Origin of the sequence: Streptomyces sp. NPDC004542, assembly GCF_040610035.1 — a bacterium.
Classification (GTDB): domain Bacteria; phylum Actinomycetota; class Actinomycetes; order Streptomycetales; family Streptomycetaceae; genus Streptomyces.
In genome coordinates this window covers 4,928-23,248 of record NZ_JBEXLP010000052.1, presented here as the reverse complement: position 1 = coordinate 23,248, position 18,321 = coordinate 4,928, and the positions used below count along the sequence as shown (strand labels likewise).

Annotated in this window: 1 protein-coding gene (running past one end of the window); it reads left to right on the top strand. The window is 74.3% G+C overall.

The genetic code is table 11. From position 1 onward, the window contains the following. Positions 1-18,321: the end of a hypothetical protein gene (locus ABZX30_RS25155; RefSeq protein ID WP_355937200.1), read on the top strand. 28,581 nt of this gene lie to the left of the window's left edge; the window shows 18,321 of its 46,902 coding nt (coding positions 28,582-46,902); its start codon lies off the left edge, out of view; its stop codon occupies positions 18,319-18,321.

Here is an 18,321-nt window from a genome sequence, read left to right as displayed (position 1 = left end):
AAGGTGACCGTCACCGACGAGGCGGCCGTCTTCTACGTGCCCACCGAGAAGCTGGACGCGCTGCTAGCCCTGACCACGGACCCGGCCCGGCCGCGGTCCGCGGTGGACAAGGGCAAGGCACGGCAGGAAGCGACGGACCAGGAACCGGCGGACCGGCAACCGGCCGCCCTCGTCCCCCTCACTCCCGAGGAGGAGGCATCCGCCTGGCAGGAGTACGCCGACGCGGCCCTCGAAGCCTCCCGCGCAGAGTCGGCCCTGGACGCCCTGGCAGGCCACACCAGCGCGGGCCCGCCCCCGGCCGCCGTCGAACGGGTGACCGCCGCCCGTCGGCGGCTCGCGGAGGCGGTGGCGGCCACCGAGGCCCTGCAGCGCGAGTCCGTGCTGGAGCCGCCCACCGAGGAGGAACTGCGGGCCCGCCCCCGGATGCTCGGCGGCAGCCCGTTGGACGGCTTCCACGAGCCGGTGGACGAGCACGTCTCCCACCGGATCGTCTCCGACGCGGGGACCGTCGTCGGGCGCGCCTACTTCAGCGCGGCCGAGTGGGCGGACCGCTCGCGCATCTGGGCGCACTACGACCCGGCCACGACCGATGTCTTCATGCGACAGCAGCGGTTGTACGACGCGTTCGTCCAGCAGCCCACGCCGTGGCCGGGGGCCGGTCACTACTTCCTGTCGTCGCACGGCAGCGAGGCCTACCTCACCGTCGAGGACGCGGCGGGCCGGCCACGGCCGCTCTTCGGTCCCGAGGTGGCCGCCCTGCTGCGGCGGCGGCCCAGCCTGCGCGAGCTGAGGGCACAGCACCCGGGCGCGGGCGTGGTGCTGGTCGCCTGTGTGACGGGCGCCCACGACGACGGTCTCGCCCAGCAGGTGGCCGATCACCTCGGCACGACCGTGTACGCACCCAGCGGAGACGTGGACCTCAGCGGACTCGCCGAGCACGGTGCGCCCCGGCCCTACGTGACCGTCGCCCACGGCTCGGCCCCGGGCGACTACCGCACGTTCCGGCCCCGGGCCGCCGTGGCCGCCACCGTGGTGTTCGCGGAGGGCTCCAGCGAGCTTCCCGTCGACCAGGTGCCGGTCGTCGAGGCGCTGGCCGCCCGTGTCGCGCCGGACGCCGTACCGGGATTGTCGGAGCCGGAGCTGCGGCCGGTGGTCACCGTGACCGGCTACGCGGCGGGAACGGATGGCGACACACTGGGGCTGGACACCGGCCGCCGCCGTGCCGAGGCGGTCGCCGCGCTGCTGCGCGCGTCCCTCGCCCGGCACGTCGCCGCGTTCGGGCACGAGAGCACGGGAACGAGGGAGCCGGTCGTGGTCATCGCCGTCTCCCGCGGCCGGGATCTGCCTGACGACGACGTGGCCACCGCCCGGGACCGGGGCGCCCTGCTGCGCCGTGCCACGGTCACCGTGCACGTTCCGCGGACGCCGCAGCACGAGGAGGTCCTCGACGACGAGGACCTGGGCGAGATGTCCTTCGGGGCGCCCGGCGGCGCCGACACCGACGGTTCCGACGAGGACTTCTCCGGCGGGACACCGCGCGGCTTCAGCCCCCTCGCCCACAAGCCCGCAGAGCCCGCCCCTCTCCGGGCCGGAGCGTCTTCCGCCCCGCCCGTCGAGGTCGCCGAAGCGGTCCTGCCGCGCCCCGAACACCCCTGGTACGTGGACCACGGCCCGCTCGGACACGCCTCCGTGAGCGACACCGGCACCTTCGACGACACGGGCGCCCGCGCCTGGGCCCGCGACGTCGCCGCCGCACTGCCGGACCGGGACCTGGCCGGTGACGTCGAGAACGCGCTGCACGCCATGCTGGCCACCACCGACCGGTACGCCTGGGACGACCTGCTGGCCCACGGTGTGACGCTGGCCTCCCACGGCCGGCTGGTGTGGCTGCGTCCGCTCCTGACGGACCTGAGCCCCGCCGACGACAGGACGGCCGCCGTACGCGAGTACACCGTCCGGTTCGCGACGACCGCCGGGAGCGCCGAACGCACCCGGGAGCGCACGCTGGGCGCGGACTCGGCGCTGCTGCTCGGCCTCAGCACCGCCTCCGCGGTGGCCTCGTCGATGATCCTGGGCGTGCCGCAGCTGCGGGCCGAGTCCGCCGCCGAGCGCTCGGTCACCCAGCGGCGCAACGTCATCTCGGGACGGACCCTGTTCGTCGCCGCGAACCGGCCGTTCCTCGCCGGGCTGCGCGTCGAGGTCTTCGTCGACGGCGTCCGGCACCGGCCGGACGCCGTCTTCGCCCGCGGTCTGCGGGTGGAGTTCCCGAGCGAGTACGCCAAGGCCGACGCGCCGCGCCCGTCCATGGCCGAGCCCGCCGCGGCCCTGCCGCCGGGTGAGGTCCGGCCGGGCGCCGACCGGATCGTGCTCAACGCCGTCGACATGGGCCCGCTGGTGGCGGCGCTGCACCGCCGGCTGATCGACGCCGGTCTGAACGCCGCCTCCGCCGAGCGGTTCATGACCCACGCGAGGGACCTGCTGAACGAGCGGACCGCTCGCACGCGCAGCCGGTGGTGGCTGACCAACGGCGACATCTCCGGCGAGATCCAGGTGCCGGGCACCGCCGTACGACGGTCGCTGCGCGCCCGGCTCAGGGTGCGGGCCGAGATCGCCGGCCTGGAGTACGCCGGCACCACCGAAGGCGTCCAGACCCGCGAGGACCTCGGGGGCGGCGCGGCACGCGGCCTCGGCCGGTCCGGCAGCGGTTCGGCGGGTATCTCCCTCGGCTACAACGCGTACGGCTTCTCGATGCCGGTCACCGACGGCGCCGTCGGCCCGGCGGCCAGGGGCCTGCTGCCGCTGTTCGGCGTCGGGTTCGACCGCGGCACGGGCAGCGCTCTGTCGGTGACCTCGCAGACCCTGAGCCACACCGTCCTCAACTTCCGCGAGGCACAGGCCAGGTACCGGACCAGGCTGCGGATCACGGTCACGGTCGAGTCCTCCACCCACCCGCGTATCGGTGCCGTGTCCGAGGTGACCGAGGCCGAGCTCGGGGTGCCGTGGCGCGACGGGCGGGGCGCGGCCGACTTCGAGCGGCGCGTCCTCGGCGTCGTACACACCCCGGGGCTCGACCCCGACGCGTCCGCGGCCCCGACCGGCCCGGTGGAGACCTCCGCCCCCGTCCGGGAACTGCTGCGGCTGTCCGGCAGCGCGCCGGTCCGGTCGATGGCACCCCCGGCACCGGAGGCTGCCGCCCAACCGGAACCGGAGGCGGCCGAGGAGCGCGGCTCCGGGCCCGCCGAGCCGTTGGCGCTGGCCGCGCGGCGGGGTCTCGGGTTCGCCATGGCCCTGGACCTCGCGGGCGCGGAGGTCGTTCAGGAGCAGTTGAGCTGGGCCCTGAAGCAGATGGTCCCGCCCTCCGTGCGCCGCTTGACCGACTGGACGGCGGTGGAGGCCCAGCTGGGCCTCCACTTCGGCAGGCCCGCGCTGGAGGGCAGACTGCCGCTGGAGGAGACCGTGCACGTGCTGACCGTGGGCGGCGAACGCTACCGCGCGTCGGTCAAGGCGCTGCTGCGCAACCACCGGCCCGGTGGCAGCTATGAGATGACGCTCAACGCGCGTGCCGCCCGCACCGAGACGGTCACGGGCCGGCGGGGCACCGAGTGGAGTGCCGTGGGCGGCGCGGGCGGTGGCGTGCTGGTGCCGGTCGGCGGCTCGACCCGGCTGCGGATCGGCGGCATGACCGCCCGCGGCGGTCTCGAACGGTCCCGGCAGGAGCAGTTCACGGCCGCCAACACCGTCTACCGCCGTACCGAGACCGACGGCCCGGTCGACGAGCACGTCTACGACGCGGTCTACGAACTGTCGCTGCGCCCGGAGGGCCCCGGCCGGCGCGGCCGGGGCGAGCGCTGGTGGATCGAGCGGCCCTACCTCACCGCGACGATCGCGGTGCCCCGGCAGAACGTGCCCGCCGTGCCGCGCGAGCCGGTGCCGGTGAGCGAGGTGGGCCGGACCACCTATCTGCGCGCCTGGCCCGCCGACACCCGGGACGAGGTCGACTTCGCGCGGGGCGGCACCGGTGGCGTGTACCCCGCCTTCCTCGTCGTGCCGGAACTGACCCGTCTGGCGGCCTCCGGCTACGCCCGGCTGGCCGGACTGCCCGGCCGGTGGGCGGCCGAGCCCGCCAACTGGCCCCAGGAACTGACGGAACTGACCGGCTCCGCGGCGCTCGCCGCGCGTCTCGGTGCCCTGACCGGCCCGGACGGGTACGGTGTCGTGCTGCCCAAGCGGGACGGCTGGCGCTACGAGGCACGGCTGAGGCTGCGCGCGTTCGCGGCGCTCGACCTGGGCGAGACCGCCGGTGACACGGAGATCGAGCAGTACTCGCAGGCGACCGACCGGTACGCCCGGGCACGGAAGACGGGCTGGCACGCGGGCCTGAGCGCCAACCTGGGACCGCAGGTCGGCTTCGGCGCTCTCGCGAGCGGCGGCTCCCAGCACGAGGGCACGGCGGTACTGGCCCGGCAGGAGGGGGAGGAGGGCTCCTCCCCCGAAGGCTCCTCCCACGGCGGCCACCACCAGGGCGGGGCCGGGGTGCGGGCCGTCGCACTGGTCCAGACCGGGGCCCAGTGGGGGTGGGGACGCGGCCGGGACCGGCTGCGGGGCATGGTGGAGATCAGCCGTGCCACCTACGGGGAGGCCACGCACGTCATCGAGACGGCCCCGGTCTTCGAGGTGACGGTGGCGCGTGCCAAGGGCGACAGGCGCGAGGAGTTCGTCCGCTATCTGCGCGTCGAGCACGGGCTGGAGATGCTGGTGCCCGAGCACCGCGTGCCGGACCTGCTCCCGCCCCGCACCGCGACGCCGACTCCGCTCGCCGCCTCCGGGGCGGCAGAGGACGGCACGCGAGCCCTCCGGGACGACGCGGCCGAGGCGGGGCCTTCGCACGCCGTCCAGACGGCCGGTCCGTCCACGGCGGGCCCGTCCAGGGCTGGCCCCGCCACGGCCGTCTCCGCCGAGGCCGCCCCGTTCGCCGGCGGCCCCGCCATCCTCGCCCGCACCCACCTCCTCGGCCGCCCGCTGCCCGGCGCCGCCCACGTGGAGCGGCTGCGCGCCGACGACGTGCTGGGGACGATCGTGGAGCGGCTCGATGCACGCGGCGCGCTCGGCAGGAACGGGTCGGCCCGCGAGCACCTGCTGCGCGCGCTGAGCGCCACGTTCTCCTCCGACGCGCTCCAGACCCAGTACACGGCCCTGACCGGCACCGGCGTCGCACGCTGGTTCCCGGTCAGCGGTCCCTTCGCCAGTACCCGGTACGTGTGGGTCATGGTGACCGCCGACCTGGCCGCCCCGCACGCCCACCGGGCCCGGCCGAAGGTCAAGCTCACGCTGCGCTCCGAAGGGGTCGACGAGGAGAAGACCGGCCGGGAGCGCTCCTTCCGAGCCGGGGCCGGCCTCAGCGTCCGCACCCGTATCGGCAACCACGACGGCCACGGCGGCACCGAGCTGGAGGCGTCCTACGGGATGGGCCGGGAGCGGTCGCACGAGACCGCCCGGCAGACCGTCGACATCGCACGGGCAAACACCCGCGAGGGTTCGGAGGAGTTCGAGCACCGGCTCACCTTCCGGATCAGGATGGGCGCGACGACCGAGCCGCCCGCCGCGCTGGCGGTGCCCGCCCAGGCTGTGCGGGACGCGGCCCGGCACGTGGCGGCGCTGGTGCGCGGCCGCCGCGCGGCCCGCCGCGACGACCCGGTGCGTCTGTGGACCTGGCAGGACGACGGCCTCGGCGACCGGCCGCCGGTCACCGGTGACGTACGCCTGCTCGTCCCCACGCACCTGACCGCGCCCGCCGAACAGCCGGTACCGCCGGTCGTCGCACCGGTGCGGCCGGAGGGAACACCGGTCTGGACGGACCCGGTCCCGGACCGGTCCGCGGCCCTGCCCGAGGCACTGACCGACTACCTGCACCCGTGGGACGTACCGGCCGCGCACGCCGCGCAGCGGTGGGTCAAGGCCGCGGCGCACACCGCGCGGCGCGCCCCCGACCTGACCCGCGAGAACGCCTGGGAGGTGCCGGGACTCGACCCCCTCACCACCGCCGGCCTCAGCTACGACCACCACACCTCGACCACGATGCTGCGGGCCAACATCGCCCGGCTGCTGCGGCACCGCTACCAGGTCCCGGTCGGCGGGCGCACCGTCACGGTCGGCTTCGAGCTGACCGCCGCCGAGGTGGTCGGCCCGGTCGAGGGCGTGCAGTTCAAGGCCCGCCGGTACCAGCAGGACCACACCAGCCCCAAGAGCGAGCGGAGCAGCTCCCGCGGCGGGGTGCTCTCCGTGGGTCCCGAGGCGGGCGGCACCGTGGACGGCACCCGCGTCTTCGACCGGACCACCTTCGACGTGTACGGCGTGCGCACCGGCGACAAGGAGGGCTTCGAGGCGGGGGAGACCCGGGAGACGAACCGGGAGGCCACCCGCCGGTACCGCCACTACCGGTTCGACGTCACCGTGGTCGCCCAGCTGGACGGCGGCGCCCGCCGCGCCCTGAGCGTCGACGTACCCGGCGGCCTGTACGCGATGCTGCCCCTGGACGACGACGGCCGGCTGGCCGGCGGCCTGGAGGAGAGCCTGCCGCACCTGTTCCCCGCACCCGGGAGGACTGCCGGTCCCGGGGGACCCGAGGAGCCCGCCAGGCCCACCGTGCCCGCCGGGCCCGAGCGGCTCGCCGAGCCGCTCGGCGAGCCGCTCGACGTGCACCCGGCCGCCCGGACGATCGGCGTCCCGCGCGCCGAACTCCCGTACGTGCCGGAAGTCGTCCGTGCGCTGCGCACCGCCCTCGAACACGCGGGCCAGAGCGTGCCGGAGAGCGTATGGGACCTGCTGCCGCAGCGGTTGCTGAGCAACTACCGCTATCTCGTGCCGGGGGAGGGCGAGTTCGCGAACACGGGCCTGCTCGTCCCGCTGGGCGGCGCCGAGGCGCTGATCACGCTCGACCCGCAGGACCCGCGGACGGTCCGCCTCCCGGCCGGGTCGTACGACCGCCCCTCGGCGCTGGGGACCGTCCCCGAGGAGCCGGAGCCCGGCGAGGCCGCGGCCGAGAGCGCCCCCGGCGCGCCGGCCGGGCCGCTGGACCTGGTGCCCGGACGCGACACCGCACCCGAGCGGTTCCACGCCAACCAGGCGATCAACGCCTCCTACCTGACCGGCGCCCACGTACAGAGTCACTCGGGCCCGACGAGCGCGACCCGCGCGGCGCTCTCGATGTCGTACGGCATCGGCCTCAGCCCCGGCGTGCTGGAGGTCGCCAGGGTCGGCGCGGGGATCTCCGGCACCGCCAACGCCTCCGCCCGGTCCACCAACTGGGTGGGTGACGCGGAGGGCGGCCACGTCGAACTGGCCAACGCCGGCTCCATTCTCGCCGCCTACCGGCCCGTCTGGACGGTACGTCTGCGCACCGACGCGCTGCGCCGCTGGGCGGACATCCCCCCGGTGCGGATCCGTACCGCAGGCGACCGCCGGCTGCTGCTGTACGTGCCGGAGCACTACCTCGGTCAGGCTCCGCAGCAGGTCACAGCGGCCGGCACCGGAGAGCGGGAACACCGGCTGCCCGCCGTGCACTACGCGTCCGGTCTGACCGGCCTGCCCACGCTGTTCGACCGGATCGTCGCCGCCGCGCACGAACAGGGACTGGAGCTTCCGGTGGGCAGCGTGCCCCGGGAGGAACTGCTCCAGAAGCTGTGGAACCTCGACTCGCACCTGGATTCCGCGGTCGGCAACGCGCACGGTTACGCCTTCACCCTGCACGACCGGCACGGCAGGCCGGCCGCGGGCATCCAGGTGCACACGGTGCGGTCCTCGCGCGGCACCCGGGTCGGCACCACCACCGACAAGGCACCCATCGAGAACGTCAGGACCGCGATCGACGGCACGGGCGGCGGCCACACCGTCGGCCAGTCCACCACGCTCACTCTGCCGTCGGCCGAACTCGACCTGCTGCCGCTGCCGTTCAAGAATCCCGGCGTGGGCCTGGGCGTCAGCGCCTCGCTGGCGATGACGTGGTCCAACTCCGACGGCATCAGCGCCGGCCGCACCGGCCTGTGGGTCGTGGTGCCGCGCTTCACCGGGCACACGGCCGCCTACCGGGTGGAGTTCGCCCACAGCGCCGTGGTGGCGGTGCGCGGCGCACGGCCGGTCAGGACGCCGGCCGTGCCCGGCCAGGCCCTGGTGCGGATGCCGGAACCCGACGCGTTCCGGTACGGCTTCCCGGTGGACGAGGAGGCGTTGTCGGCGGACGGCGCGGACACGGAGACACGGACCGCGGGCCCCGTGAACCAAGCGCCGCCGACGGCCGACGGGGTGGTCACACGCGGCCGCCCGACCGAGGAGGCCGCCGGAGCCGTCCCCGCGCCGCCGCGGACCGTGCCGTACCAGCCCGACGGGATCCGAGGGACCGTCCGCCACGCCGATCGCCCCGTGGCCCTTCCTCCGCACGTCGCCGAGGGGCGCGGTGTGGGCATGGGCATCGTCGAGATCGACGAGGACACGGTGCGCGCGCTGCGCGACGGGCTCACCCGGGAACTCCTCCGGCTCGGCTTCCTGCCCGGGGACGAGGCGGCGCCCCTGGCCGCCGACCGCTGGTGGACGCACGCCGGCGAGCTGGACAGCCGACTGGAGAACCTGGAGAAGCTGGACAAGTGGGTCTCCCGCCGCGGACTGGAGTCGCACTACGACCAACTGCACCAGTCCGGCCTGGTCTTCACCCTCTACCGGCGTCGCGGCACCCTCGGGATCGACTTCGACCTGGATGCCGTGAAGATCACCCTCAGGGCGGCTCCCTCGCCGGACCGGGCGCCGGAATACCTCGGTTCGACCGACGAGATGGCCGTGGTCAACCTCGGCATGGGTATGGACACCGCCGGCCAGTCCAGCGGCGGCGGCAGGTCGGTCGGGCTCAGCTTCCGGTTCAAGGGCCTCACCCAGCAGCTGAAGGGCGCCGTCACCGGATTCGACGTACGGCGCTCGGTGGGCGCGACCGACAGCGTCTCCTTCCTCAACAACCGCCCCGAGCTGCTGGAGTACCCCGGGACCGTAGACAAGCACGCCCTGTACGTCGACCTCACCGCCACCCTGGAACTCCAGCACAGCGGCCTGCGGGGCCGGATCCGGCCGGGAGCACGCGACCCGGAGCCGATCACGCTGCCCGGGCAGCGGGCCGTGGCTCATCTGCTGCCGCTCGGCGCCCTGGAACACCCCGGCAGGACGTCGATGCGGCACACGCCGGCCTCCGTGCTCGACCGCGCCGTGGTCTACCACGTAGACGCCACCGGCCTGCGGGAGGCGGCCGTGTCCGTGCTCGGCGAACTGACCGGCCCGCAAGGCCAGGCCGACCAGGAACTGACCTCCTTCACCAGCACCATCCAGGTGCGGTCCCACCTCAAGGAGATCCTGAACGGGCGCTACACCACCGACCAGTTCTTCGACACCGGCTTCCGCAACACCTTCGGCGCGGTCGACGTGCGGGGCCGCATGGGGCTGTCCGCGTTCGCCGGGGCCACCAAGGACAAGTTCGTCCTGGGCGTCATCCGCCTTTGGATGACCCAGACCACCGGTACCGACACCTCGTCCATCGGCCTGTCGTGGACCCAGGCGGGCGTCACCGTCGGCGGACCGGCGGGCGACGGTGTCGCCCTGCAGGGCGAGGTCGGCGCCTCCCGCACCTGGCAGTGGAACACCTCCTCCAGCCAGGGACGCACCGGCGCCAAGGAACTGATCCAGCTCGACTTCAACCGCGCGTACGCCTACCGCACCCAGGTGGACCTGGAGGTCTCCGGCCGGCTGGAGAAGACCGCGAAGCTGCTCCCGGGCACCTACCGGTCGGACCGTCAGGACGTCACCGGACGCACCGCCCTGTACCTGCTGTCCGAGCCGGAGGCGCTGGATCAGTACGCGAAGGATGTCCTGCCGGTCTCCGACGAGCAGCTCGCCGACGTCATGAACCGCTGGCACGACGGAGAGGTGCGGTTGAGCGGCAACACGGTCGCGGGCGTGCTGTCGCGCTGGATGCTGGACGCCCCCGAGCCGGGGCAGCGGCCGCTGACGCGTGACGCGCAGGAGACCGCGGACGTCCTCGGCACGCTCAGGGCGTCCCGCGCCGAACTGGCGGACCTGCTGGCCCGCCTGCACGACAGCGGAGCGCTGCCGGTGCTGGACGAGCGGATCAGGACCGCGTTCAACCGCCGCTTCGGGCGGAACCTCGGGACACCGGCCGATCCCTTCCCCCAGGTCGGGTTCCCCGAGTACCTGACCCGCCGGGACCGCGGCGGCCGGCTCCTCGGCCACAGCGGCGTCCACTCCCTCGCCTACGAGGGCGAGCGGTCGACGTACGACATCGTGCGCGAGCAGGTGGACCGGGTGGCGCCCGGCCTGCTGGCCGCCCACCCCGACCTGTGGACGGGCGACGGGCGCCGGATCGGCCGCTTGCAAGGTGCCGTGAACGTCCTGCAGTCACTGCTGGCCGAGGGCCGCGACTCGGCGATGCTGGAAGACCTGCTCTCCCCGCACGGCCACACCTTCTACCTGGTCAACCCCATCGGCTGGCTGCTGTCCGACATCGTCGAGATCAACCTGACCGGCACACTCGACTCCGGCCCCGAGGTGTACGACTTCCGGCCCGAGACCGGCCTGGAGAACTACGGGCACGGCTACGAGAGCACCTCCGCCACCACCTCCCGGGACGCCTCCACCGCCCTTACCGCCGGCCGGCTCGGCGTCGGTGTGGCGCCCACCTCCACCAATGCCGGCGTCAGCCTCGGTGCGGGCACCCACCGCGGCGTCACCCGGGCCGAGACGGCGACCACGGAAGAGACCGCCTACGCCTGGAACGGCACCTACCTGGCCCGCTTCGCCCACACCCTCACCGTGCGGGTCCGCCGCCTGGACATGGCCGGCCGCCCGCTCAACAACTGGCTCGCCGGCCTGTACCGCGGCCTCGACACCGCCCGGTCCACCACCGGCACGACCAGCGTCCCCGGGGTGCTCGACCTCCAGGTGCCGCGCGGCCTGGCGGAGTTCCGTCCGGTGTACGGGCCGCGGGCCGAGCGCGACCCGCGCCCACTGCCGCCGCTGCCCGGCGACGCGTACATCACCGGAGTCCTGCTCGACGACGCGCTGCCCGCCGCGCTGAAGCTGATGACCAGGCTGTTCGGCTCCGACGCCGACGGCGCGACGGTCCGCACCAGCCTCACCGTCCGGCAGCTGATGAGCCGCGGCCACCTGACCAACCACCTGCTGAGGGCGTCGGCCGGCGGCCGCCACCTGCTCACCGACACGCTGTTCGTGCCGGGCCACTCCTCCAAGCGGGCCCGGCTCCATCTCGAGGGCGACCTGTTCGACCTCGAGGTGCTCGGCCCGGTCCACGGCACCGGAACCGGCCGCTACACCAAGCACCAGAGCGGCACCACGGTCAGCGCCAGCAACGACCGCTGGCGCCCTTCCGCGAGCGCGGGCACCTCCGGCTCGGGCGTCATGCACCAGCACGACCCGGCCAAGACCCAGGACGGTCACGCCTACCCGCCGTACACCGGATCGGCCGGCACGTCGGCATCCTGGAGCACCGGCAGCGGCCTGGCGGTCGCGGGCACCGAGAACTACCGGCGCGAGCAGCACATCAAACAGCAGGGCCCGGTCCACCTGGTGCGGCTGCGCGGCCGCTACCGGCTGATCGCCGAGCGGTACGACCGCAACCTGATCGGACCGTCCGTCTCCGAGCGCGGCACGCTGTACAGCGACCCGTTCACCGGCGACGTGTACGCGGAGCTGTTCCAGGCCGAGGTCGACGAACTGCTGGCCCGGCTGAGGGAAGCTCCCGTCCCGCCGGCCCTCGACGCCGCGCGCTGGGCAGCTCTGGACGGCGCCCACCCGTTCGACCTCGGCGCGCTCATGGAGGACGCCGCGGACGAGCCCGGCATGGCCGCGGCCCGCCTGCACCAGACCGTGGCCCGCCGCGTCCGGGCGGCGTCCGCCGGACCGCTCGACGCGGTGGTGCTGCGCTTGGACCGCGCCGCACTGGAGCCCCGGACCCGCCGGGCCGCCCTGCGCTGGGCGGCGGACACCCTCCGCGCGGACCTGGCCGCCGCCCGGCAGGCCGGCCTCGACATCGCGGAGCCGGAGGCCCTGTCCCGGTACGAGCGCGCGCTGGACGGCGACCGGGCGGTGCCGGCGCGCACCGACGGCGGCGACTTCGTCGACGCCGTCGTCGAAGAGGTCAACCGGGTCCGCGGGGCGCTCACCCCCCAGGGCCAGGTCTCTTCCGCGCCGCCCCGCTGGCCGCTGCTGCTGGCCTTCACCGCCCTGTCCGTGGACCACCTGGCCCGCGACGTCGCCCACGAACTCGACCTGCCGGTCCGGATCGACGTCACCGGAGCCGGCGGCCGGGTCGTCAGCCGCTGGGCGGACCCCTCCGGCCGCGTCCACCCGTTCCACCCGTCCGCCCCGGACGCCCCCGGCACGGCCGGGCTGACCGCCGAGCAGGCCGAAGCCGCCGGGCTGCTCACCCCGGCGTCCCGCCGGGCTGTCGACGCGCTGGGCCTCACCGAGGCGGAACTGGGCGCGCTCCACCGGTCGTCCTGGCGGCCGGGGCAGACCCTCGACGAGCCGGTCCGCGCCGAGGCCGTGGCCCGCCTGGAGCCGATCCACCCCGATCTGCCCGGCCTGTTCCACCGCCTGTGGGAGGCGCCCGAGCGGCTCGCCACGGAGCCCACGGACGAAGCGGCCCGCGACACCCGGCAGGCCCTGGACGCGGTACGGAACCTGGCCCGTGACGTCGAGGGCGGCGCCGGCGAACGGCTCGGCGGGATCGTCGCGCGCACCGAAGCCTCCGCCGCACCGCACCCGGGCGCCGCCCCGACACCCCGGCACGCCCAAGACGAGCCGGCTGCCGGGCAGGCCGTGGCGACCGGTGCGGACAGTGCGCCCGATACGGGCACGGTGACCGCTGCGGACACGGTGACAGCTGTGGACAGGGCGCCCGATACGGGCACCTTGACAGCTGCGGACACGGTGACCACCAGGGACACGGCGGCCGATGCCGATGCCGATGCCGTCCGGCAGGAGGTGCCCTCCGACATCGACCGGATCCGCGCCCGGTTCGAGCAGGCGGTCGGCGCGTACCACCACGCGAGCCCGGAGGCGCGGGCCGCCACTCGCGCGGCCGTCAGCCGGCTGCGCGACGTGCTGCGCGGGGCCTACCCCGAGCACGGTGAGGAGGCCCTGGCCGCCTCCTTCTTCACCACGGACCCGACCGGGGCGGGCCAGGTGGGCCCGGCGGAGGCAGGCGCCTCCCACCGGGACCGGCTCGAGGAACTGCTGGCCGGCGGCAGCGTGCGCGAGCTGATGACCGCGTTCTTCAACGCGGTGGGACGCAAGGCGCTGTTCGAGAAGGACGACACCGTTCCCAGCCTGACCGCCGTACTGAAGTCCGTGCTGGCCCCGCCGACCGCCGAGGACAGCGGACCGGTGTCGCGCGCGGGCCTGGCCGAGGCGGTCCGGCTCGGCCTGGACGGGCCGGCGCTGGAGGCGTACGCGGCCTTCCTGCACGGCGGCCCCAGGGCCGAGCTGGCGCGGCGCACCGCCGAGGACCCGGCGACGGCCTCGCAGGCGCACCTGTTCAGCGCCGAGGACCCCTTCGCGCTCGGCAGCCTGGCCGCCTACCGGGCCGACGGAGAATCGGCGAAGGACCCCTTCGAGGTGGTCCACAGCCAGGCGGCGCGGGTGGTCCGGCCGGATGAGCTGCGCGTGACCGACGACCGGAGGAAGACGTCCCGCGACTACACCTACCTCGGCGTTCCACTGAGCGAGAGGGAGCGGACCTTCCTCGCCCGTCATGAACGTCCCGTGTCGCTGGTCGGGTTCGACGTGGAGGAGGTTCCGCTCGACTCCCTGGACTTCGACCCGCAGTCCGGTGAGCCCGACCTCACCGGCGTCCTGGGCAGGCCCGAGGTGCTGACCGTGGAGGTGCGGCGCCGGTCCCTTCCCACCACCGAGGTGGGGGAGGAGCACGACGTCCCGCAGGCTGTCCGCCCCGCCGGCCCGGTGGAGCGCGTCCTGGCCGTGGTCCGCGCTCCGAAGACCCGGGCGGCCTCGCGGGCCGACGGCCTCACCCTGGACGAGCAGGGACCGGAACTCCCCCTGAGCTGGGTGGATGGGGCCGCCTTGTTCGACCTGGACGAGGATTCCCCCTGGTACCGGCACTGGCACGGCGAACGCGGCATGCCGCTCGTCGCGGGGCTCTCCGGCAGCGCCCTGCGCATGCTGCGGGCCCACCAGTGGCTGAACGTGCCGGGTGACACCGGCACCGGCTTCCGCCGCGCGCTGCTCGGCTGGATGCTGCCCGGCCAGGACCACTCGCTGTTCGAGATCATGCGGGGCGCCTACCTGGCGGACGCCGTCGGCGCCGAGGAGGAGCGGGCGCTCGACGGCGACGTCCGGCACCTCTACACCCTGCCCGGTCTCGTGCCGGCACATCTGCAGCCGCCCCCCGGCACCCAGTCGGTGACGGGGGACCCGGACGTGTCCCCGGCCGTGGACTACTCCGTCGTCCACCCGGACGACATCGACCTCGTCGTGGAGAGCGAGCCGAACGAGATCCTTTGGCGGTTCTCCAACACGGAGCCGGAGGACGTGTTCACCCAGGGGTTCGCGGCGGACGAGCCCGGGACCGTGGTCTCGCTGGATGAGTGGACGGTCTTCAACCCGCCCTCCTCGTACGTGTCGACGACACGCGATCCCGAGCTGTGGTTCCGGGAGAAGCGGTACCGGTATGAGATCCGGGCGGACGCCAACGACGACCCGACCGGAGTGGACGTCAACGCCACTCTGGAAGTCCAGGGCCTGGCGCCGGAACACGAGGGTGAGGAAGAGGTCGCCTTCACCCTCGGCATCCGCCCGCAGGCGGTCATCTTCGTCTACGACGGTGCGCTGGACCGCACCGGCACCTGGGACCCGCGGATGGGGCAGGTCGTGTGGACCTGGGGTGTGGTCAGCGAGGTCGTCCCGCCGCCTCGGCTGACGGTCGTCAATCCCGACCCGGACAGCTCCTCGGACGACGGCGCCGTGGAGCCCGCCGCCGGGCGCGACACGGACTCCGCGCCCGCCGTGGACTACTCCATGGTCCACCCGGACGACCGCGACCATGTCGTGGAGAGCGGAGCCGAGGAACTCCTGTGGCGCTTCTCCGACCGGCGACCCGAGGAGGTGTTCAGGCAGGGCTTCGATGCGGACGCCCCGTGGGCCCTCGTCTCGCTGCCGCAGTGGACGGGGATGAATCCCGCGGCTCCCTACGTGTCCACGACCCGCAATCCCGCCCTGTGGTTCGACGGGAAGCGCTACCGGTACGAGATCGTCGCGTCCGCCAACCCCGACCCGACCGGGGTGGACGTCCTCGCCACGCTGGACAGGCGGGGCCTGCACTCCGACCAGCCCGAGGAACAGGAGGTGGCGTTCACCGGAAGCATCAGTCCGGACGCCGTGGCGATCGTCTACGACCGCGATCTCAACCGGTCCGGCATGTGGGACGGTGCGCGGGTCGTCTGGGTGCCCGGGGAGTACACGCAGGCCGCCGAGGAGTCGCCCGCGAGGCCGGCGACCGCGGACGCGCCCCCCGCGGTCGACTACGCCGAGGTCCGTCCGGCCGACCGCGCCCACGACGTGGAGAGCCGGCCCGACGAGACCGTCTGGCGCTTCACGGACAAGCGGCCGGAGGTGGTGTTCGCCACCGGCTTCCGCGCCGACGACCCCGAGGCCGTCGTGCGGCTGCGGCACTGGGTCGAGGACAACCCGGTGGCCGCCCACGTCTCCACCACCCGGGACCGCACCATCCGGTACATGGGCAGGCGGTTCCGCTACGAGATCCGGCCGGAGGCCGGCCACGACCCGGCCGCGGTGGACGTCAACGCCACCCTGGCCAGGACGGAAGGCATCCCCGAGTACCGGGAGGAGGAGCAGGAGGTCGCCTTCACCGGCGCCGTCGACCCGCGGGCGGTGGTCAGGGTCTTCGACTTCTTCTACCACCAGACCGGAACCTGGGACGCCCAGACCGGGCAAGTGGTGTGGACGCGGGGGGACACCGCCGCCGCGACGGCCGTCCCGCGGTCCGCCGACATCGCTCCGGCACTGACCGCGGACACGACCTGGGCGGCCGAGGCGGTGTCCGCCGGTACCGGCGGCAGCGGCCGGGCATCCTTCGGGCCGGTGCTGGGCCGGGGCGAGGTCCGCAGTGAGCGGTGGCTGCCCTTCCGTTCCCGGACGGGCCGGGACGGCCGGGAGGAACCGGGAGCCTTCCACTTCACGACCCCCCGGGCAGGCGAACGGCCCGTGGTGAGCAGGCCCGGGCCCGCCGGGTCGGGCGAGCGGACGGACGTCGGGTACGACTGGGTCTGGTACGGCGGTGACACTGCGGGCGGCCAGGTGCTGGCGCTGACACGACGCGTGTACCTGGCCGGGGGCGACGGGGTGGGCGAGCGGGAGTTGGCCGGACTGCGGCAGGGCCTGAGGCGAACCCTGGAACAGTTGGTCAACGCCCCGGCCTACCGTCTGCCCGCACTCCAGCCGGACCAGGTGAGCGGACCCGCGCGTCCGGGACCCCGGCTGCGCGTCGAGGTGGAGTTCACGGCCGCACCTGAGACCGCGCACACCGTCGTCACCGTCCGGAGCGGGGTGCCCGGGAAGCGGGCCATGGTGCAGGGGACGTGGTTCACGGGGGTGCATCCCGCGGCCTACGTGCACGAGATCGTCCACGGCCTCGGCGTCCTCGACGACGCCGCCGATCCGAGGGTGCTGCTCACCCCCGGCGGGCGCGCGGAGCAGGACGTGCCCGAGGGCCGGTCGAGCCTGATGGGTAAGGTCCGCAACGTCTTCACGTCCAGGCTGGTCCTCACGCCGGATCACCTGCGGCAGATCGCGGAGACGTTCGCGCCGTACGCGCATCGCGGGGAAGGCCCCGCCGCGGTGGACAGACGGCCGGACGGCCGTGCGGCCGACGAGGAGAACCCGGCGGTGCGCCCGGTGCCGTCCGCCGGCTCGGCGGAGGGCCGGGAGGCAGACGCGGCGGCCGCGGTCGACTACACCAAGGTCCATCCCGACGACGAGCACCACATCGTGGAGAGCCACCCCTACGAGATCCTGTGGCGCTTCTCGGACACGGCACCCGAAACGGTCTTCACCACCGGGTTCCGGGCGGAGGACCCAGGCGGCCTCGTGCGGCTGGAACGCTATGTCAACTGGAACCCGAAGAACGCCCAGTACGTGTCCACGACCCGCGATCCGGCACTGCAGTTCAAGGGGCGCCGCTACCGCTACGAGATCATCTCCTCGCTCAACGACGACCGGACCGGGGTGGACGTCGCCCCGTCCCTGAAGGCGATGGGGCAGCGCCACGACTTCCCCCGCGAGCAGGAGGTCGCGTTCACCGGCAGGATCGGTCCGGGCGCGATCGTCCTGGTCTACGACTATCAGGAGCGGCGCACCGGAAGCTGGAACGCCCGCACCCGGCAGGTGGTCTGGACTGCCGGGGAGGGCTTCTCGGCGCTGATCGCCTCGGGTGAGGTACGTACCAGCAGGTGGGCGCCGCAGGGCGAGCTCGAGGTCGGGTTCGGATGGGTCTGGTACCGCAGGGGACACGCCGACGGGGACGTGCTGAGGCTGACGCGGCGGCTGCATCTGCGGTCGGACGGGGCGATGGAGGAGGAGTACCTGGAGGTACTCCGTTCGCTGATCTCGGAGAAACTGGAAGAATTGGTCAACGCCCCGGAGCACCGGCTGCCCGAGGAATGGCCCGTCCAGGCCGGGGCGGAGGCGCAAGGACCCCTCCTCCGCGTGGACGTCGAGTTCACCGACACGGCGCAGAGGGCGCACGGCTCGGTCACGGTGCGCCCCGAGGCGGAGCCCTCGACCACCGAGATCGTGGGCGAGATGCTGCGCGGTCTCGGGGTGTTCGGGGGCAGCTGGAACGGGACCGGGGCCCTGACGGAGGAACACCTCAGGCAGATCACGCAGACCCTGGCGCCGTACGTGCACCACGAGCTCGGCTCCGCGGCCGGCGGGTCGGGCTCGGACGCGGAACCGGCGGTGGACTACGCGGTGGTGCGCCCCGACGACCACGGTGACGTGGGGGGAAGCGGGGCGGGCGGGACGGTGCTGCGGTTCTCCGTTCCCGGGACGGCGTCCGGCATCCCGGGCGTGCCGGGGGCCCGGGACAGGGAGCCCGAGGACCCCGCTGCCGCGCCTCCGCGGCCGAATCGGTCCGCCCGCCGGGGGCCGAGCACGGGAACCGGGCGCCGCGACCGCCGGCGGGGGAACGCTCCACGACCCGAAGGAGACCGATGA